Origin of the sequence: Halorubrum yunnanense (assembly GCF_026586675.1) — an archaeon.
GTDB classification, from domain to species: Archaea; Halobacteriota; Halobacteria; order Halobacteriales; family Haloferacaceae; genus Halorubrum; species Halorubrum yunnanense.
The window spans coordinates 1-20082 of the sequence record NZ_JAODIX010000052.1; the positions used below are offsets into that span (position 1 = coordinate 1).

Genomic DNA, 20082 nt, shown 5'->3' on the forward strand with positions numbered 1-20082 from the left:
CGCGCCGCCGAATCCCCCGTCGGTCGCGCCCGCGGTCCGGCGCGCGGAGCGGCGGTGTTCGGCCGTCCGGGCGCGGCGCCGCGCCTGCTCGCGCTCGGTCGGGCCCGCCCGCGTCGCCTCGTGTCGGACGCGCTCGCGGAGCTTTCCGCTGGCGTGGTACCAGAGGAAGTACGAGACCACGCCGAAGGGGACGGCCACGGCCAGCAGGACCGGCGAGACCACGATCCCGGCGACGAGCAGCAGGGCCGTCAGCCCGATGAACGTCGCGGCCATGCCGACGATGATCGTCCGGTTCGTCACACTGCCACTGAGGCGTCCACGGTTGTAAGCGTCCCGGCGGTGCGGCCGTGACCCTCCGTACCGTTTATCCCCGCGGGCGCCCGGGTTCGCGGTATGCCAACTGCGGACCGCGAGGTCGCGACGGGGCTCCCGCCGGGCGTCGCCGCCGCCCGCGAGGAGCTCACGCCGATGCTCTCGCAGTACGCGGACCTCTGTGCCGCCCACGGGGACGCGCTCGTCCTGTTCCAGGTCGGCGACTTCTACGAGGCGTTCTGCGAGGCGGCCGAGGTCGTCGCGCGGGTCTGCGAGGTGACGCTCACGGAGCGGTCGGACTCGACCGGTGACTACCCGATGGCGGGGATCCCCATCGACAACGCCGCCCCGTACCTCGAGTCGCTGCTCGACGCGGGCTACCGCGTCGCCGTCGGCGACCAGGTCGAGGACGCCGAGCAGGCGTCCGGGCTCGTCGACCGCGCCGTCACCGAGGTGATCACGCCCGGCACCGTCGTCGAGGACGACCTGCTCGAGGCGGGGACGACCAACTACGTGGCGGCGGTGGCGGCGGGCGCGGACGCGAGCGAAACGGCCGACGCCGGCCCCGAGGCCCCCGTCGGCCTCGCCGCCGTCGACGTCTCCACGGGCGAGTGTCTCGTCACCTCGGGCGACCGCGACGCGGTCGCCGGGGAGCTCGACCGGATCGCCCCCGCGGAGCTGATCGCGGGACCCGACGCCCCCGCGTTCGAGCCCGCGGACGCCGAGAACGGCTGGACGGTCCACGAGTATTCCCCCGACGTTTTCGAGCGGCGCGCCGCGACCGAGCGCCTGGAGCCGTACCTCCCGGCGCCCGACCGTCGATTCGAGGCCGACGCCGAGCTGCGGGCGGCCGGCGCCGTGCTCGCGTACGCGGAGTACACGCAGGGCGACGACGGCCCGCTCTCGTACGTGACGCGACTGCGACGGTACGACCCTCGCGACCGGCTCCGGCTCGACGCCGCCGCCCAGCGCAGCCTCGAGCTGTTCGAGAACCGCGGGCTCGGCGCCAGCGACACCCTGTTCGACGTCCTCGACGAGACCAGCTGTGCGCTCGGCCGGCGCTGTCTGGAGCGGTGGCTCCGGCGCCCGCTCGTCGACGCCGACGCGATCCGGAGCCGCCACGACGCGGTCGGGGAGCTGGCCGATCGCACCCTCGTCCGCGAGGGGATCGCCGACGCCCTCGCGGCCGCCTACGACCTCGAACGCCTCGTGGGGCGCGTCTCCCGAGGCCGGGCCGACGCCCGAGACCTGCGCTCGCTGCACGCGACGCTCGCGGTCGTCCCGGAGCTAAAGGCGACGCTGGCGGGGGCAAACGCGGGGGGCGACGCAGGAGGCGATGGCGTCGGCGACGGGGACGCCGGCAACGCGGACCGCCCTCGCACCGACCACCTCCGCGACCTCCGCGACGGCCTCGACGAGCTGGCCGAGGTCCGCGAGCTGATCGACGAGGCGATCGCGGTCAACCCCCCGCCCGAGATCACCGACGGCGGCGTGATCCGCGAGGGGTTCGACGACGACCTCGACGACCTCCGCGCGACCGAGCGCGAGGGGCGCGAGTGGGTCGCCGACCTGGAGGCGAGCGAGCGCGAGCGCACCGGCATCGACTCGCTGTCGGTCGGCCACAACCAGGTCCACGGCTACTACATCGAGGTGACCGACGCCAACCTCGACCGCGTCCCCGACGACTACCGACGGCGACAGACGCTGAAGAACAGCGAGCGCTACTACACGCCGGAGCTCAAGGAGCGCGAGGAGGAGATCGTCGGCGCCGCCGAGCGCGCGGACGCCATGGAGTACGAGCTGTTCGCCGACGCCCGCGAGCGCGTCGCGAGCGAGACGGAGCGGATCCAGGGGCTCGCGGACGCGCTCGCCGAGCTCGACGCCCTGTGCTCGCTGGCGACCGTCGCCGTCGCGGGCGACTACGTCCGCCCGGAGGTCCGCGACGACCCCGACGCGGGAGTCGAGATCGAGGGCGGTCGCCACCCGGTCGTCGAGCGCGCCGAGGCGTCGTTCGTCCCGAACGACGTCGACCTCCCCCGCGGCTCGGTCGCCGTGGTCACGGGCCCGAACATGAGCGGGAAGTCGACGTACATGCGGGCGGTCGCGCTTGCGACGGTACTCGCGCAGACCGGGTCGTTCGTCCCCGCGCAGGCCGCCTCGCTCCCGGTCTTCGACCGGCTGTTCACCCGCGTCGGCGCCTCCGACGACATCGCGGGCGGCCAGTCGACGTTCATGCGCGAGATGAGCGAGCTGACGGAGATCCTCCACGACGCCGGGCCCGACTCGCTCGTCCTCCTCGACGAAGTCGGTCGCGGTACCGCCACCACGGACGGCCGCGCCATCGCCCGCGCGGCCGCCGAGTTCGTCCACGACGAGCTGGGCGCCACCGCGCTCTTCGCCACGCACTACCACGGGCTCACCGACCTCGCTGAGGAGCGCGAGCGCGTCTTCAACCTCCACTTCACCGCCACCCGCGAGGACGGCGACGTGACGTTCCTCCACCGGGTCGTCCCCGGCGCCTCCTCCTCGTCGTACGGCGTCGAGGTCGCCGAGCTCGCCGGCGTCCCCGGGCCCGTGGTCGAGCGCTCGCGGTCGCTGGTGGCCGGCGACGCCGGGGACGAGTCTCCGGACGGCGACGTCGAAACGGGGAGCGACGGTCCGGACGCGTCGAACACGCCGGACGCGCCGGACGCGTCGACCGGGGGCTCGGACACGCCGCCCGGCGAGGAGGAGGAGCCGGACGACGTCTCGCTCCGCGAGTTCCTCGCCGAAGAGGGTGCGGGCGACGACGCCGGGCGGGGCGACGCGGTCGCCGACGGCGACGCCCCGGCCCCGGACGACGGATCGAATTCCGACGAGACGGCCGGGGACGGCGCCGGGAGCGACCTCGCGAACGAGCTCCGCGACCTCGACCTCGCCCGGATGACGCCGATCGAGGCGCTGAACGCCCTCCACGACCTCCAGTCGAGGCTCGACGATGGCGGGTGAGGAGCGCGCCGGCGGGGGTCGGGCGGACGAGGCGACGGAAGCGGCCGAGGGGCCGGCCCCCGTCCGCCGGCTCGACCCCGCCACGGTCGACCGGATCGCCGCCGGCGAGGTGGTCACCCGCCCGGCGCGGGTCGTCGGCGAGCTGATCGACAACGCGCTCGACGCCGGCGCCTCGTCGGTCGAGGTCGGGGTCGACGGCGACGGCACCGACCGGATCCGGGTCGCCGACGACGGATGGGGGATGTCGCGCGCGGACGCCCGCCGCGCGGTCGAGCGCCACGCGACGAGCAAGCTCGCGCCCGACGGCGACCCGGTCGGCGTCGACTCCCTCGGATTCCGCGGCGAGGCGTTGGCCGCGATCGCCGACGCCGCGCGGCTCGACCTGACGACGAGCGACGGCGACGCCGTGGGGACGCGAGTGGTCGTCGACGGGACGGCGGGCGAGCCGTCGACCGGCGGGAACGCGTCCGCCGACCCGACCGTCTCCGACGTCGGTCGCGCGCGCGGCACCACGGTCGTCGTCGAGGACCTGTTCGCGACCCGCCCGGCACGCCGGGAGTCGCTCGCGGGGCCGGCCGCCGAGTTCGCGCGGGTCTCCGCGCTGGTCGCCGACTACGCGCTCGCGGCTCCCGAGGTCGCGTTCACGCTGGCCCACGACGGGTCGACCACGCTGTCGACGCCCGGGACCGGCGCCACGGACGCGCTGTTCGGGGTCTACGACCGCGAGACGGCGAGCCGGTCGACCGAGCTCGCGGCGAGCGTCGAGGTCGAGGCGGGCGGCGGGGCCGACCCGGAGACACTGTCGATCGAAGTCGCCGGCGCGCTCGCGTACCCCTCGGTGACGCGGGCCTCGCGCGACCACGTCCGGGTCTCGGTGAACGGCCGACCCGTGCGGAACGACGGACTCGCGGCCGCGGTCCGCGCCGGGTACGGTCGCCTGCTCCCGGACGGTCGCGAGCCGGTGGCGGCCGTCGACGTCGCGGTGCCCCCCGCCCGCGTCGACCCGAACGTCCACCCGGCGAAGCGGGAGGTCGGGCTGCGCGACGCGGGGGGAGTCGCTGATGCCGTCGAGTCGGCGGTCGCCGACGCGCTCACGGGCGCCGACCTCCGTCGGAAAGGAGACGTCGACACCGGGATCGAGTCGGCGCTCGACCCGGTCGGCGACGGCGAGGGCGAGCGTCCCGGGACCTTCGCGGACGCTGAACCGATCGGCGTCTTCCGCGACTGCTACCTCCTCGTCGAGGCGGGCGACGAGCTGCTCGTCGTCGACGGCCACGCCGCCCACGAGCGCGTGAACTACGGGCGGCTCGCGCGGGCGTTCGAGGGTGAGCCGGTGCCGACCGCAGCGCTCGACCCGCCGGCGACCGCGTCGCTGTCGGCCGACGAGGCCGCGGCGGCGGAGGCGCACGCCGACGCGCTCGCCGCGCTCGGCTTCGAGACGGAGCCGTTCGGCGGCGGGACCGTCAGGCTGCGGTCGGTCCCGGCGCCGTTCGGGCGAACGGCCGACGCGGACGCGTTCCGCGACGCCCTCGCGTCGCTGTCGGGCGGCGAGTCGCCGCGCGACGCCCGGGAGGCGCTGCTCGCCGACCTCGCGTGTCACCCGTCGCTGCAACGGGGCGAGGTCGGCGGGCTGACCGGCGAGGAGCAGCGCTCGCTGTTGGACCGCCTCGGCGAGTGCGACCGCCCGTACGCCTGCCCGCACGGGCGGCCGACGGTCCTGTCGGTCGACGAGTCGACGTTCGCGGCCGGGTTCGGGCGGGAGCGATAGGGGCGGCCGACGGAGGGCGCCGCCGGCTCCCCTGAGCGGGTCGTGACCGTGGGGCTCCGAGCGGAGTCACTCTCGACCGGCGAACCGGACGTTGTCGAATTCGAACCGCGCGCCGCCGCCCTCGGCGTCGGTCACGGACACCTCCCAGCCGTGGGCCTCCGCGACCCGCCTGACGATCGCCAACCCGAATCCGGTGCCGTCTGTTGCCGTCGTGTAGCCCGGCTCGAAGATCGCGTCGCGCTCGTCCGGCGGGATGCCCGCCCCGTCGTCCTCGACGTACATCGCCGCCTCGTCGGCGCGGCCGACCCGGACTGTCACGTCGTCGCCGCCGCGTTCGACCCCGTCGCCATCTCCGGAACGACCGTGTTCCACGCTGTTCCGGAACAGGTTCTCGAACACGTGTTTGAGCCGGCTCCGGTCGCCGCGGACGGCGAACTCGTCCACGACGTCGAGCGCCGCCGATCCGGTGGACACGCCGCCCCAGCAGCTCCCCGCGAGGTCGGCGACCCGGACCTCGCTCATCTCTCCGACGGTCCGCCCCTTGCGTGCGAGCGTGAGGGTGTCGTTGATTATCGTCTCCATGCGATCCAGCGAGTCGGCGAGCGGTGTCAGGTGATTGGTGAGCGTCCCGTCATCGGCCTGCCGGAGGAGCTCCGTCCGTCCCTGCGCGACGTTGAGCGGGTTCTGGAGGTCGTGTGAGATCACGCTCGCGAACTCGTCGAGCCGCTCGTTCTGCTGTTCGAGCTCGCGTTCGCGCCGCTTGTTCTCGGTGATGTCCTGGAAGATGCCCCGCGCAGCCACCACCTCGTCGCCGTCGTCGTCATGCTCCGGGATCCCGACCGTCCTGACCCACCTGACGTCGTTACTCTGGGTGATGATCCGAAGCTCCAGGTCGTACGGTTCGCCGTCCGCGACCAGCCGCTCCCAAGCCTCCCTCATGGCGGATTTGTCCTTCGGATGGTACGCGTCGATCGCCTCGGCGACCGACGGCGTCTGGCCCACGGGGACGCCGTGGATGTCGTACACCTGCTCGGTCCAGTCGACGGTATCCGTGCGCAGGTCGACCTCCCAGCCCCCCAACTTCGCCACGCGAGCCGTCTGTTCGAGGAAGTCCCTGTTCCGAGTCAGCTCTCGCTCGCGCTCGCGGAGGGTTTGCTCGGTCCGGATCTGTCGTATCACCGTGGTCGCGTTGTTGATCAACACGTTGATCAGGGCCACGTCGTTCTCGGGGAACGCGTCCGTCCGCTCGGCCGAGGCGATGAACACGCCGTAGTCGCCGATCGGGACGGCTATCTCGCTCTGGAACCCGGTCTCGTCGTTGAACACCTGGTCGGCCTCCCGGATGTCGTTGTACACGCGCATCTCGCCGGCGCGGAACGCGTCCCAGGCGATCCCCTCGTTCAGCGTCGGGACCTCGCCCACGAGCGCCTGACTCGCCTCGGAGACGCTCTCCGGAGCGAGGCCGTCGACCGACTCCTCGTACCGGTGAACCCCGCTCATCCGATACCCGAGCGACCGGACCGAGGTGTCCGTGACGATGTCCGCCACGGCCTCGGGCGTCGCGGCCGCGACCATCTCGCGTGTCGCGTCGTGGAGGTCTTCGAGCTTCCGTTCGTACTCCTTCCGCTCGGAGATGTCCTGGACGACGCCGGTGACGTACTCGTCCCCGTTGACCGCGTCGACGGTCGCGGTCACCGACCCCCAGAACCGCTCGCCGTCGGCCGTCGCGAGCTCGATCTCGCGGTCCTCGACCTCTCCGGTCGCCCGGAGCCGTTCCCCGAGCCGCTCGGACGCCGCCGGATCGACGTGGAGGTCGGCGACCGAGTACCGCTCGGCCGCCTCCTTCGTCTCCATGTCGAACATCTCAACCAGTCCGTCGTTGACGTAGACCAGCTCTCCGTCGAGGCTCGGCTCGCTCTGTGCGACGGCTACTGGGAGATTCTCGACCATCCACTCGTACCGCTTCAGCCGCTCCTCGCGTTCCCGCCGCTCGGTTACGTCGGTAAACAGGATCGAAAGCCCCTCTTCGTCGGGGAAGACCCGGACTTCGAACCAGCGGTCGAGCGAGTCGTTGTAGCGCTCGTAGCCGGTCTCGCGCTGTGTCTCTAAGGCCGCCTCGATCCGGTCCTGTGCGACCGTCCCCTCGGCGCCGGGAAATGCGTCCCAGATGAGCTCGCCGAGCAACGCCGAGGCGTCGCTCGCGAGGAGTTCCGCCGCGGTACGGTTGAGGTACCGGAACCTGTACTCCGTGTCGACGGCGACGACGGCGTCGGTGACACGGTCGAGCGTCCGTCGATAGATACTCTCCTCTCCCGTCTCGTCCCGCGCACTCATTACACAGAGGTGACGACTCAGCCGGTTAAAATATCGCCTCCGGCTATCAGATATCTCAATTGAGCCGGCCCGAGGATCGGCCGACGGCACGTCCCGCCGCGTCTGCTCCGTCCGGTGAGCGTTCGGTCCAAATGCTGACCGATACCTATTAGCATAGCGGGGGAAAACGTACTTGTATGGAGGACCCCATCGAGCCGACGCGGGGATCGCTGCCGGCGGAGCGGTCCGGCGGTCGGTTCGCGGCGCCGGACGGCCTCCGCGACCTCGTCGAGCGCCTGCTCGACTGGCTGCGGGGGCGACGGGGATCGGGGTTGGAAGACGTCTCGACGGCGACGACGATGCGGAACGTCGTCGACGCGGACGCGCTGGCCGACCGGACGCCACCGAAGTGGGAGGTCGGACACGACGTGGTCACCTACGGCAGCGACACGCTCACCGACGTGCTCGTCTTCCGGCACACCCCCACCAGACAGGAGCTGGTGGTGATGCCGGAGCGGAACACCCGGCCGGAGGGGGAGATCAGCTTCTACCACACCGACCGCAAGCGGGGCGTCCGCCACCTGCTGTCCATCGGCGCTGACTCGCTCGCCGCGGCGCTCGGCTACGTCCTCGACCGGATCGGTCGGTTCGAGCGGCTGTTCGCGGGGCGGGGGACGGAGCTGCCGAGCGGCTACACCGACTCGGCGGAGCTGTGACGACGGGAAGGGCCGCGGGTCCGTTGCTCTGATCCGCTCAGTGGAGTCGCCGCGGAGCGGCCGCTCTCAGGCCGGCCGGTCGCTCGCGCGCCCGTCGCCGTCGTCGCCGAAGCGCTCGACGCGCTCGACGGTCTCGTCCGCCTCTGCGGTCTCCGGCGGGGACGAGACGGTCCGTTGCGGGTACGGAATGGAGATCCCGGCGTCGGCGAACCGGTTCTGGATCCGCTCGACGGCGGTCGCCCTCGAGCGCCAGCGCGCCTGCGGCGTCGGCGGGTCGATCCAGAAGCGGAGGTCGAGCAGGATCGCGGAGTCGCCGAAGCCGGAGGGGATCACGTACGGCTTCGGGTTGTTGGCGATCGTGTCGATCTCGTTCAGCACGTCCTCCGCGATGTCGCTGGCGATGTCGGGGTCGTCGTCGTAGCCGATGCCGACCTCCATGTGGATGCGGAGCCGCCCCTCGCGACTCCGATTCGTGATCGCCTGGTTGGTGACCAGATCGTTCGGGACGACGACGTACTCGCCGTCGAAGTTCCGCATGTGGGTGTTCATGATGGTGATCTCGGTGACGAACCCCTCCTCGTCGCCGATCTCGACCCAGTCGCCGATCTCGAACGGGCGCGCGAACATCAGCACGAAGCCGGCGATGAGCGACCCCAGCGTCTGCCTGGCCGCCATCCCGAGCACGATCCCGAGGAACCCCGCGCCGACGAGGAGCCCCCCGAGGTTCACGCCCCAGATCCCGAGGACCGTGACGCCCGCGATCACGAGCAGCCCCACCTGCATGATCCGGGAGAGCAGCTGCTCTTGGTGGGCCGTGATGCGGTCGCTGTCGTCGGAGAGGTCGGCGACGTACTCCTCTAAGACGTCGCTCGCGACGTAGGCGCCGCCGAGCAGCAGCGCCGAGAGGAGGGCCCGCCCGGCGATCGTCGCGGCGTTCTCCGCGACCGGGAGGGCCGCGACGACGACGGAGAACCGTCCCCACAGCGTCAGCACGGCCACGGCGGCGAGCGCGAACAGCGCGAGCTGGAGCAGGCCGACGAGCAGCCGCAGGCCGAACGAGACCGGCACCGCCTCGCGGAGCGTCTCGATCGAGGACTCGCCGCGGCCGTCGAGGAAGCGCTCGATCCAGTCCGCGGTCACGCGCTCGCCCGCGCGGACGGCCCGCGGGAGCAGCAGCCAGCCGATCAACGCCGTCAGGAGGAGGATGCCGACCGTCACGGCGAGGCGGGCCTCAGCGGTCGCGACGCCGCCCAGCGTCGCGTCGATCCGGGAGCCGAGTTGCGTGGTCACTCTCTGCGAGTTCGTCGGCTCGTTTATAAATGACTCCCCGCGGCTATCGCTTCGGAGAACCGGACGCGGGGCGGCCGTCCCGCCGGTCTCAGCGCCCGCGCCGGAGCTCCTCGATCAGCCGCTCGATGAGCTCCGACTGTCTGTCCAGGCGCTCTGACTGCCCCTCGACGACGCGGCGCAGCTCGGCCACCTCAGTCGCGAGGTCCTCGCCCTCGACGCCCGCGCTCTCGAACGGCGAGCCGTCGAAGCCGTCGTCCGCCGGGGGTGCCGTCCCCTCGGCCGACCCGGCTCCCTCCGCGGGGGGGTCCCCGCCGGCGTCGCCCGCGGGGTCGGTCCCCGCCGTCGAATCGACGTCGACCGCCGGCTCCTCCGCGGCGGTCTCGGCCAGCGGGTCGTCCCCGACCGAACCGCCGGCCGCGTCGCTCGCGGCGTCAGCAGCGCTCTCGCTCACCGAGTCGACGCCGGCGTCGGCGCCGTCGGCGCGGTCGCGGGTCTCGCCTCCCTCTCCCGCGGTCGCGGGATCGTCGTTGAGTCCGCCCGAGGCGGCCGAGTCGGCGTCGTAGACGTCCGTCGAACGGGGGTCCTCCGCCGCACTCGCCGCGCTGTCGGGGGCGCCCGCCTCGCTCTCGGCGTCCGCCTCCGCGTCCGCGACGGGCGAGGCCGAGAGGGGGTCGGGCCCCTCGCCGAAGTCCGTGGCCCCGTCGGCGCCGGTCCCGGCCGCGGGGTCGTCCCCGTCCTCGTCGTCGGCGACGGCCACGCGGAACTCCTCCACGCTCCCGACGTCGTGGTAGTCGCAGACGGCGTCGACGAGGGTCTCGCGGAGCGCGCGGGCGGACTCGTTGGGGGCCTTGAATCGCTCGGAGCGGCCGCCGTGCGCGAGGACGACCGCGGTCGCGACCGTCCCCTCCTCGAAGTCGAGGTCGCTGAGGTCGGCGTAGGGGAACTCCTCGAACTCGTCGTCCCAGACGCCGGAGCCGACGTGTTTGACGAGTCGGTCGCTGGTGACGACGAGGGTGAGCTCGGAGAAGCGGAAGGTGCGGAGGACGGACTCGCCGGGGTCGGTGACGCCGGTCGCGGCGAGGACGCCGGCGAGGATCGGGTGGAGGGCGTCGTCGGCGCGGTCCGCCGGCAGCGAGAGGGTCTCGTCGCCGTCGAGCCCGTAGCCGAGGGTGAGCTTCGCCTTGCGGCGGCCCGTCGAGACCGCGATGCGCTCGACGTCGTGGGAGTACTCCGCGACCGACTCGTCCGACAGCAGGCCGTCGCCGCGGTAGACGAGCGTCCGCGTCGGCGTGACCGCGAGCCGGTCGCCTCCCCCGAGCGAGACCTCGGCGACGACGTCCTCGTCGCCGACGGCCTCCGCGAGCAGGTCGGGAAGGGTCATATCCCGGGGATTCGCCCCGTCCCGCATAAATCCGCGGGGTCCGGTTCTCGGATTCGGTTCTCGGGTCAGTCGGTTCGGACGGCTCTGTCACCGAGTCACACCCGTCCGACGGATGGGAAGCTTAAAGGGTTTCATCGCGGTACGTGAAGGTGAGGCCGGGTGGCTTAGCTGGACATAGCGCCGCACTCATAGGGTTCGGAGATTCGGTGCGGTGACGCCTTGGAAGCGTCCGCGTCCTTCCCGTGGCTCCGCCGAGCCTCGGACCTGGGACATGCGGAGATCGTGGGTTCGGAGCCCACCCCGGCCATTCTCTCGGTTCCGTCGAACTGCGAGCCGCGACGCTCTGCAGTCCGTGCCGCAACGCATTCGTGTGGTATTTCTGACGTCTCACCGGCAACTCTCGGTAGCGGCACTCATATCACCCCGTGACCCACTCAGGGCACCGCCGGACCGCTGATCGCTCGCGACAGGCCTTACGGACCCGTCGGGACTCGTTCCCGTCCGAGACCAACCGGCGGACGTTTGAGGCGACCCACAACTCGGAATCGGCGCGGCTACGAATATCGGGATCGATATTCGGCTCATCACAGTCAAGTATCGGTAGATAGAGCACGTACATGGACTGATTCGGTTCCCGTGAACACTCGATTCAACACTTGTCCCATATGATTCCGAATATAGCACTGTCGGACCGATCGCTTCGTGCCGGGCGTTGCATTGCGATCTGTCTCGTCCTCTGCTTCGCCCTCGTCGGATCCGGTGTTTGGGCTGGAGTCGCGACGGCACAACCGACGACCATCGGCGTGACGATCGACGATGAGCCGCTCACGGACGCCGGTGAGTTCGTCGTTCTAACGGATCCGACGACGAATATCAGCGTCAACTCGAACACGACGATCGACCTGGTCGAGATACGCGTCAACGGCGAAATCCGCCACTCGTATCGCCCCGACACGGCCTCGTTCGATCGCGCGGTCTCGCTTGACCTCGATCCGAACGAAAACACGGTGGAGGTGATCGCGAACGCCGAGGACGTGGTCACGTTCAAAAAGACGGTAATCAAAAACACCGCCGCCCCGCGGGTGCAGTACTCCTCGCCGTTCACCACGAGCGTCCTCGGCGGTCCGAGCAACGAAACGACGGTATCCAGCGGTCAAGTGACGCTCGCGGGGTCACTCCACACCGTGTCGACGGTCGACCGGATCCGAATCGAGCGGACGTATACGTACGAAACCAGCGACCAGACCAATCGGACCGACCGCGAGATCTATCGCATCACGGATCCTGGAGAGTCCTTCTCGCAGGACCTACTGCTCGGCAACGGGATGAACGAGATCGTCGCTCGATACATCGACTCGAACGGTCGGATGAACGAAGACACGTTCACGCTGGTCGTCAACGATGCGACCAACCCAGTAATCAGTCTCGATGCGCCGAATACGAGCTACACCAAGTCGGTGCGCATCCGCGGAACGGTCCGCGATGAAACGAAGCTTCACCGGGTGGCGATCAACCGTACGAGTAACAACGCGTCACAGGTGATCCTCGGCGGCACCAATCCCGAGCCGGACCCTGAGCGGCTCAGCCACCAGTTTGACGAGACGATAACGCTCTATTCCAGTAACGACGACAACGAATTCCGGCTTGTCGCCGAGGACTCCACGGGCAACGTCCGCGAACGGACGTTCACAGTTGAGTATAATCCGGATCCGAAGGTCCGTATCACGGAAAACAGGACCAACGCCACGGCGGGAACGGTCCACATCGCTGGCAACGTCTCCGAGGCGAAAATCGATCGCGTGACTCTCGAGACGATTAATACGAAATCGGGTGAGCGGCTTGATATCGCCCGCATATACGGGGCAGACGTAACGACGACCGCTGTCGAGTTCAACGAGAGCCTTGAGGCCGTCCCGGGCGAGACGGTCGCCAACCTCCTCGTCACGTACGGTAATACGCAATACACCCAGTCGATTACGCCTTCGGTCAGCGAGCCTTCGGACGGGAATACGACTGAGACGAGAGCGGCAAACAGAAGCGACCGCACGGTGGACGAAACCGGAGATGAGACCGATGTAAAAAACGCTAGCGGGACTACCGATAGTTCTGAACCCACGGGGAATAACGTGCCCGATGACACAGGTAAAGAGACGTCCCCGACCTTCCTGCCGATTCGAACGCGCGAGGCCTTCGGCGGGGTCGTCACCGTCGGCGCGGTATACCTTCTCGGACAGTGGGTGTGACGCAGCGTCCGGAGATGCCGACCAACGGGGACGCGAGCGCCCAGAACCGTTCGTCGCCGGCTTTCTCCGGCACCACGGAGACGGTTCGCGATCGCGTAGGGCGGGTAATTGAATACGAAACTGACGGCGGCGGTGGAACCTTCGCTCCGGCGTCCGATATCAATTCGTTTTAAAAATCCTGGTTTTGCTGATCACGGGCAGAAACGGCTCAAAAACGGCTCGATTCTTATCTTAGCGCTTACCGAAGCATCCCTATCTTCGTCTCGTAGTCGCGCGTGTCTGACGTAGGTTAATATGCGTTGAGTTCGAGTGAGTCAATAATCTATGATCGGACGGAGATCTGTCCAGGCTGGACCCTTCAGCGGACAACTGCGGTCGTCGCGACGTAACCCCAACTGCGCGGGGGACGCGCGATGAAACTCGCGACTATCGGCGTGGGTAACGCCGGGAGCAAACTCATCGACCAGATGATCGAATTCGAGTTCGAAACCGGTCGAAATCTCTGTCGGCACGCGCTCGTGATCAACACGGCGCGAACGGATCTCGCGAAGCCTCGGAACATCGACGGGGACCGTCGCGTCCTGATCGGCGACACTCACCGGAAGGCCCGCGGTCACGGCGTCGGCGGCGACGCCGAGATCGGCGCGGAAGTCGCGAAAACCGACATCGACGAGATCCGCCGCGTCTTCGACGACGTCGAGATTCACGAGGTCGACGCGGTCCTCGTCGCGGCCGGTCTCGGCGGGGGCACCGGTAGCGGCGCTGCACCCGTCGTCATCGACGAACTGCAGAAGATGTACGAGGAACCGATCTACGGACTCGGGATACTGCCCGGAACCTACGAGGGCGGCCGACCGGCGCTCAACGCCGCCCGCTCGCTGCAGTCGTTCGTCAACAAGGTGGATAACTTCATCGCGTTCGACAACGACGCGTGGCGGTCCCGCGGGCAGACCATCGAACAGGGATACGAGGAGATGAACGAGGAGCTGGCGACGCGGATCGTCACGCTGCTCGCGGCCGGCGAGGTTGACGAGTCCGAGGTCGGCGAGAACGCCATGGACTCCAGTGACATTATGCGGACCCTGGAAGTCGGGGGGGTCTCCTCGATCGGCTACGCATCCACCGAGGTCGACGTCGAGAAGCAGGGACTGTTGGCGAAATTCAACGACGCCGAGGAGTCGGAAAGCGAGTCCACCGACGCCGCAAAGATCAAGGGATTAGTCCGTCGGGCGACGAACTCCCGATTGACCGTCCCGTGCGACGTGTCGAGCGCCGACCGTGCGCTTATCGTCTTCGCCGGCCCGCCCGATGTCATCTCGCGGAAAGGCGTCGAGTCCGCCCGAGAGTGGCTCGAACAGGAGGCCGACACCGTCGACGTGCTCGCCGGCGACGACCCCCGACCCGACTCCTCGAATCTCGCGGCCGTCGTCCTTCTCTCGAACGTCACCGACACGCCACGGATCGACGAGATTCAGAACCAAGCGGTCGACGCACAAAACAAGATCCAAGAGCAAGACGCCGTCCGCGAGGAGGAGATACAGTCGTTGATTACTGACGACGACAACGACTTGGACCCAATCGTCTGATCGGATGTCCGAACGACTACCCGCCCCTCGCACTCGAGGCCGGATCGAGGCCGATGGTTGATAAATGAAGCTTGCGCTCATCGGTGTTGGCGGCGCCGGGACCCGGATCGTCGATCGATTCGTTCGCGCCGAACGGGACACGGGTCGATCGGTGACGAACGGCAACGTGTTAGCGTTTACCACCGACCCGCGAGCGTTCGACCGGACGACAGCGCTCTCCGCCGACCGGCAAGTCGTCCTCGGTGACGCGCATCCTGACGTCACTCGACGCGGGGCGGGAGAGGGTAACGCGGCTGCCGGCGAAAGGTCCCGCCACTCTCGCGCGGAACCGACCGAAGCGGGTGAGGGATCGGCAACCGAGACCGCACCGGAGGGCGCCCCCGTCACCGACGGGGACTCGGACGGACTCACGGACGCGATCACCAACTACGGCGTCGGCGGCGACCCGGAACTGGGTGCACGGGTCGCTCAGGCCGACCGCCCGGAGATCCGCCGGGCGCTTGACCCCATCGAGGAGACGGACGTCGCGGCCACGATGCTCGTAGCCGGATTGGGCGGCGGAACCGGCTGTGGTGTCGGTAGCGTTCTGCTTGAGGAGCTCCAATCGATCTACGAGACGTCGGTGTACGCGCTCGGCGTTCTTCCCGCGACGGCGGAGCCCGACCGTCGAACGCTGACCGCGGCCCGCGGCGTTCGGACGTTCGTACCGCTCGCGGACTCGATGTTTCTCGTCGACAACGAAGCGTGGTGCTCCGACGCGGACCGTGTCGTCGACCGCTACGAGCCGATCAACGCGATGACCGTGGAGCGACTGTTGAGCGTCTTCGGAGCGGGGGAGCGCGACTGCGGATCGGTCTCCGAGATGCGCGTCGACTCCGCGGACATCCAGCGAACGCTCGACGTCGGCGGCGTCGCGACGATCGGCCGGGAGACCGTTCGCGTCGAACCCGAGAGCCGCGGGCTCATCGCCCGGATCCTTCGACTGATTGGCCGGTCTCCGGAGACTGACAGCACCGCCGTCGACGCGTCGATGGTGAAACACCTCATCAGTCGAGCGCTTCAGTCGAAACTGACGCTCCCCTGTGATATCACCTCGGCGGATCGCGTGTTCGTAATTCTCACCGGTCCGCCCGACACGATCTCGCGAAAGGGATTCGAGACCGGCCGATATCTCCTCGAGGAAGAGACCGAGACGGTCGAAGTCCTCGCCGGCGACGAGCCAATTCCGGGCGCCCCGGAGCTCACGGCGACGGTGGTGCTCTCGAACGTGACGACGGTCCCACGGATCGAGCGACTGCAGCGTCGAGCGGTCGCCATCCAAACCGACGGCGATCCGAACGATAAGGCCACATCTGCTACCGACACCGAACGCCCCGCTGCGACGAAATCCACCGACGAACGATTCGATCGGTCGAATCCGGACGACGATGCCGCCAGTCACGGGTTCGATTTCGGCGATACGGGACGCGACCTCGGAGAGTGACGCGGCGCAGATGCTGACCGCCTGCTCGACGTTCGCTCCGGTACCATCGCCACTCGCCTCGGTGAATCTTCGTCTCGGTGGCTCCCACCGCCGTCCGATTCGCCCCTGAGGAGACTAATTTAAATCCTTGGCTGCAAAACGCTCACTTATGCAACGGACACGCCGAGACTTGCTCCTCACGGGAGCCGCCGCTGCCGGATTCAGCGGCTGTCTCGGCGCCGAGGGCGTCAGATATCCCGACGAACCGCCTGACACTACCCAACCGGGCGGATCCGACGGCGACGACGAGGACGACGGTCCGTCCGTCCCGCACCCCGAACTCGCGGACGCGACTAGGGGGGTTATCGACGACACGTTCTGGTTTGCGGCCTCGTATCGCGCCGCGATCGACGCCTACCGCGAGGCGACCGGCGACGTCATCGCGGCGGTCGCATCAACTCGCGAGCAGATCCGCAAACCGACCGATCCGGTCGTCGGGATGGTCGACGATCTCGAGACGGTCGGGTACGGGGCGGCCGAACGGGCCGCGGACGCGCTCGAGCCGCACTTCTTCCCCCGCCAACTCATCCGATCGCGCGTCGAAAACCACCTTCCGGCGTTATCGCGGGCCGCCCGGCGAAACGACGCCGACCGGTTCGTCGAGGAGCTCGATCGGTTATCCCGGACGTTCTCGCAAATCCGCACGCCGCTGTACATCAGCGGAACATACTCGCGGGACCCGGTCTACAACCGGCTGCTCGACCGTCTCGTCCCCGGTAACGCGGACGAGGTGTTCGTCGAGCTCGCGACGCCGTTCCGTCGATTCGCGACGGTCGCACACCGGCCGTACGCCGACGAGGAGGGCTTCCGGCCGGAGTTCACCGAGGAACCGCTCGTGCAGTCTCGGCGAGACGAACTCCGGACGCGCCTCGGGCCGGTCGCGCAGTCCGTTCGTCGCGTCCGCGAGGCGTTCTACACGTTTGCGCCCCGCCCGCCGGCCACCGACCAGGCCGCCGACGCGTTTAGGGGGTCGCCGGGCGATCTCGATGTGGTCCCCGTCTACGTCCAACAGTACGCGGACGTCGAGGCCGCGGGCGACGCGCTGACGGCCGTCCTCGAGGCCGGCGAGACCGACGGCCGCGAACCGCTCTTGCCGGTCACGGAGGCGGCCGACGACGCGGCGCGGTGGCACCGGTACTACCACCGCGAGGCGCGGAGCGACCGGACCGACCTCGACCGGTTCCCCGGCGTCCAGTACGGCTACCTCCTGCAGGCCGGCGAGTTCCTCCTCGCGACGGGGTTCTCCGGCGACGCGTGGGAGGAGCGTCCCCGGTGGCAGGGGCGGCTCGCGGACGCGTGGGTGACAGGATGAGGGGATGCGGGACGCACTCGGGATTTAACCCGGTCCCGGTCCACTACCCGGTATGACCGGCCCGCACTCGCGACGGCGGTTCCTCGCCGGAGCCGTCCCCGTCGCGCTCGCCGGCTGCCTCGTCGCGGAGTCGGACGAGGGCCCCGAGCCCGCCGACGCGACGGTCGCCGACACGAGCGGCGACGGCGACGCCGCCGGCGACGACCCGACCCAGGCCGGCACGACGAACGAGACCGAAGCGACGGGGAACGCGTCCGAAACCGAGCGACTCCCCGCCGGAATCGAGATCGAGCGCGTGGACGTCGTCCGTCTCGTCGAATCGGACCTCCTGTCGCAGATCGTCGTCGACGTCGTCGTGAGGAACCCCGGCGGCGCGACGTACGGGACGCTCGAGCTCCGGGTCGACGCCTACTACGAACCGCCGGACGACGACCGGACCTATCACCCGCCGCGAGTCGACGAGCGGTCGGCGGTCGGCCGCGAGTACACCGAGCGGACGTTCGAGGAGTTCGGGTCCGGCACGCGGACCATCGAAGACGTGGTGATCCAGTACGACGCTGACGCCGACGCGAACGACTCGACGGACCCCGACGAGTTCGACTTCGAAGTGGTGGTTCGCCGCGCCGAACCGCTGTGACTCGCTGCTCTGTGTGAGATCTTGACCGAGCTCGCTTGACCGATTTGCTCGGTCCTGAACGCTAACGACCGTTACTCTGGTGATTGCGCTATTTAAATAGGGGTCAGCACTACCGATCCATCTCCGTGAGTATGGCTCTTTTTGCGCGCGTTCGACCGCCTCAATACGTGGCTCTAAGACGCCGACACCCGCGAGATCCAATATTCCGGTCTCACCGCCTCTCGCGCCGAATGTGACCGGTTGACACACTCTGGAACACACACAAAGTATTTATAACAACCGTCACATTGTCTTGATGCCCCTATCCCCGAACGCGACAGTACGTAAGTAATCTATGACACACTTCACCCGTCTCACGACGCGACTGCGATACGAGACGGCGGTGTCAAGGACAAAGCTGCTGGCGCACTCGGATGCAGATAAGACAACAAACAATGACAAACGACAATAACACACGTAAGAAGGCCAATGCGGTCTTCTTCAGCGTCATCATGGTAATTTCCATGGCCGCTGTTGGCTTCGCTGCTGCACCCGCAGCGGCAACAGTGGGTACCGGTGACGTTGACCCGACGGAACTGACCCCGAACGAAGTTACACAGGAGGAACTGACTCACGACTACTCAATTGATGTTACTAACATTACTGACAATTCAACGAACGACACGATCTCGTTCAATGTTGGTAATGGAACTGTGACTGGTGCCACAGCTAGTGCTGATGACGCTAGCGTTGATGCATCGTTTGATGGATCAGTCATCCAAGTCGATGCTTCTAGTGCCAGTTCCAATGTCGACACGACCATTTCTGGTACAATCACAGTCGACTGGAGCAGCGCTCCTGTCGGCACCGAGGCCGGAACCGTCACATATAACAACGATGGGTCTGGTCCGAGTGAAACTGCGAACCTCCCTGTCGTAACTGTTATTGACTACCGTCCTGGTGCTAGTGCTGCGACAAAGAACGTCAGTAACGGTGCGACGGTCTACCAGGGTGAGGAAGTGAACTTCGTCGGAAGTCTGGCAGGCGAGACCCAGTTGACTGGTGTCTCTGGCGATGCTCAAGGCCAGGTCGTCGACGACATTATCGGCACAGATGACCCGCGCGGTACGTACACCGTCGACGGAAATTCCCGATCCGCAAGTAACCCGGGAATTACCGTCACGGCCCCGCGCGTCAGTACCGCTGAGCTCCGCCTCAACACTACTGATGAGGACGTTGCTGGGAGTTCGGTCGCCTCGAATGACGCGGACCTCGACGTGTACGCAGAGTTTAACTTCGAGAACGCTGAGCCGCTTTCGATCACTGTCGAGGACCCGAGTGGCACGGACATCACCGACGCGGTGACTAGTGGTTCCGTGATCGACTCCTCGGGCAACTACGTCGACGTTGACCTCCGTGACGAGGGCGCCGGTGAGTACACCATCATCTACGAGGGTGATGATGACCTCGATACCGATCAGGTTGTCACAGAGCGCACCGTCGAGGTGTCCTCTTCGACTAACCTGGCCGTTGATGTCAGCGAAGACAGTGTCCCCCGTGGCACGAACAATGAGTACACGGTTAGCGGTGGAACCTCTGCTGAGACGCACAACGTTACCATCGAACGGAGCAGCTTCCGCGACTCGTTCGACGCCGACAACGACCCGGTCATCTTCCGTAACACCGGAGACACGGTGCAGGTTGGCTACACGAACGGCACTGACTTCAACACTGACGCGAGTTACTTCGCCGATGGTAGTGGTGGCGACGACATCGAAGCCGCCGTCGCTACGGTCGAGATGGACGGCTCGTCGGGCGTTGGTACCCTTCGCACCACCAACCTCGATTCCAGCAGCATCGATCTCGAAGTGTACGGCAGTGGTGTGCAAGCGCAGAGCATCAGCGCAGGGACTTCGTCATCGGACGATGTCTCCTTCGAAGTCACTGAGGGTGACTTAACCCTGGACGCTCTTCTGTAGGAGATTGTTGATACTGTTGAGCTGTCGCTGTGGAGTCGAAGAGGACAAGGGCACCG

The 20082-nt window shown here is 68.1% G+C and carries 12 protein-coding genes, 1 tRNA gene and 1 pseudogene; 10 read left to right on the top strand and 4 right to left on the bottom strand.

Annotated features, from left to right (window positions below; translation table 11 throughout):
• A pseudogene (locus N5096_RS11985) lies at positions 1 to 300 on the bottom strand (molecular chaperone DnaJ); the annotation flags it as partial.
• Between the two features lie 93 nt (positions 301 to 393).
• Between N5096_RS11985 and mutS the strand changes: the two are divergent.
• Together mutS and mutL are read left to right on the top strand one after the other, a co-directional pair.
• Positions 394 to 3300, top strand: coding sequence for a DNA mismatch repair protein MutS (mutS, locus tag N5096_RS11990; protein WP_267664998.1), 2907 nt, complete (start codon positions 394 to 396; stop codon positions 3298 to 3300).
• Positions 3290 to 5068 (top strand): DNA mismatch repair endonuclease MutL, encoded by a 1779-nt coding sequence (mutL, locus tag N5096_RS11995; RefSeq protein WP_267665000.1) that lies wholly within the window; start codon positions 3290 to 3292, stop codon positions 5066 to 5068. Before mutS ends, mutL begins: the two co-directional genes overlap by 11 nt.
• A 66-nt stretch (positions 5069 to 5134) precedes the next feature.
• Here the strand turns inward: mutL and N5096_RS12000 are convergent, their stop codons facing one another.
• A complete protein-coding gene (locus N5096_RS12000; protein ID WP_267665002.1) occupies positions 5135 to 7402 on the bottom strand; it encodes a sensor histidine kinase in 2268 nt (755 codons plus the stop codon).
• 176 nt (positions 7403 to 7578) lie between these two features.
• Here N5096_RS12000 and N5096_RS12005 point away from each other — a divergent pair, with 176 nt between their 5' ends.
• Positions 7579 to 8097: a hypothetical protein gene (locus N5096_RS12005; RefSeq protein ID WP_267665004.1), complete on the top strand. Its 519-nt coding sequence runs from the start codon at positions 7579 to 7581 to the stop codon at positions 8095 to 8097.
• Between the two features lie 66 nt (positions 8098 to 8163).
• On the opposite strand, the gene N5096_RS12010 is transcribed toward N5096_RS12005, so the two are convergent.
• Both N5096_RS12010 and N5096_RS12015 read right to left on the bottom strand, forming a co-directional pair.
• On the bottom strand, positions 8164 to 9387 hold the full coding sequence (locus N5096_RS12010; RefSeq protein WP_267665006.1) for a mechanosensitive ion channel family protein: 1224 nt from the start codon (positions 9385 to 9387) through the stop codon (positions 8164 to 8166).
• An 88-nt stretch (positions 9388 to 9475) separates the two neighbouring features.
• Positions 9476 to 10768: a DUF7115 domain-containing protein gene (locus N5096_RS12015; RefSeq protein ID WP_267665008.1), complete on the bottom strand. Its 1293-nt coding sequence runs from the start codon at positions 10766 to 10768 to the stop codon at positions 9476 to 9478.
• A gap of 153 nt (positions 10769 to 10921) precedes the next feature.
• Here N5096_RS12015 and N5096_RS12020 point away from each other — a divergent pair.
• The 7 genes from N5096_RS12020 (at position 10922) to N5096_RS12050 (ending at position 20026) form a co-directional block, all read left to right on the top strand.
• A tRNA-Met gene (locus N5096_RS12020) sits at positions 10922 to 11075 on the top strand.
• 496 nt (positions 11076 to 11571) lie between these two features.
• Positions 11572 to 13011: a hypothetical protein gene (locus tag N5096_RS12025; protein WP_267665010.1), complete on the top strand. Its 1440-nt coding sequence runs from the start codon at positions 11572 to 11574 to the stop codon at positions 13009 to 13011.
• A 413-nt stretch (positions 13012 to 13424) separates the two neighbouring features.
• A complete protein-coding gene (locus tag N5096_RS12030; protein ID WP_267665012.1) occupies positions 13425 to 14597 on the top strand; it encodes a tubulin/FtsZ family protein in 1173 nt (390 codons plus the stop codon).
• A 64-nt stretch (positions 14598 to 14661) separates the two neighbouring features.
• Positions 14662 to 16080, top strand: a complete 1419-nt coding sequence (locus tag N5096_RS12035; RefSeq protein ID WP_267665013.1) for a tubulin/FtsZ family protein — start codon at positions 14662 to 14664, stop codon at positions 16078 to 16080.
• Positions 16081 to 16228: 148 nt separating this feature from the next.
• Complete coding sequence (locus tag N5096_RS12040) at positions 16229 to 17431, top strand: hypothetical protein (protein ID WP_267665014.1); 1203 nt, start codon at positions 16229 to 16231, stop codon at positions 17429 to 17431.
• Between the two features lie 52 nt (positions 17432 to 17483).
• Positions 17484 to 18068 (top strand): hypothetical protein, encoded by a 585-nt coding sequence (locus N5096_RS12045; protein WP_267665015.1) that lies wholly within the window; start codon positions 17484 to 17486, stop codon positions 18066 to 18068.
• Positions 18069 to 18502: 434 nt separating this feature from the next.
• Positions 18503 to 20026: a surface glycoprotein gene (locus tag N5096_RS12050; RefSeq protein WP_267665017.1), complete on the top strand. Its 1524-nt coding sequence runs from the start codon at positions 18503 to 18505 to the stop codon at positions 20024 to 20026.
• Positions 20027 to 20082 lie beyond the last annotated feature (56 nt).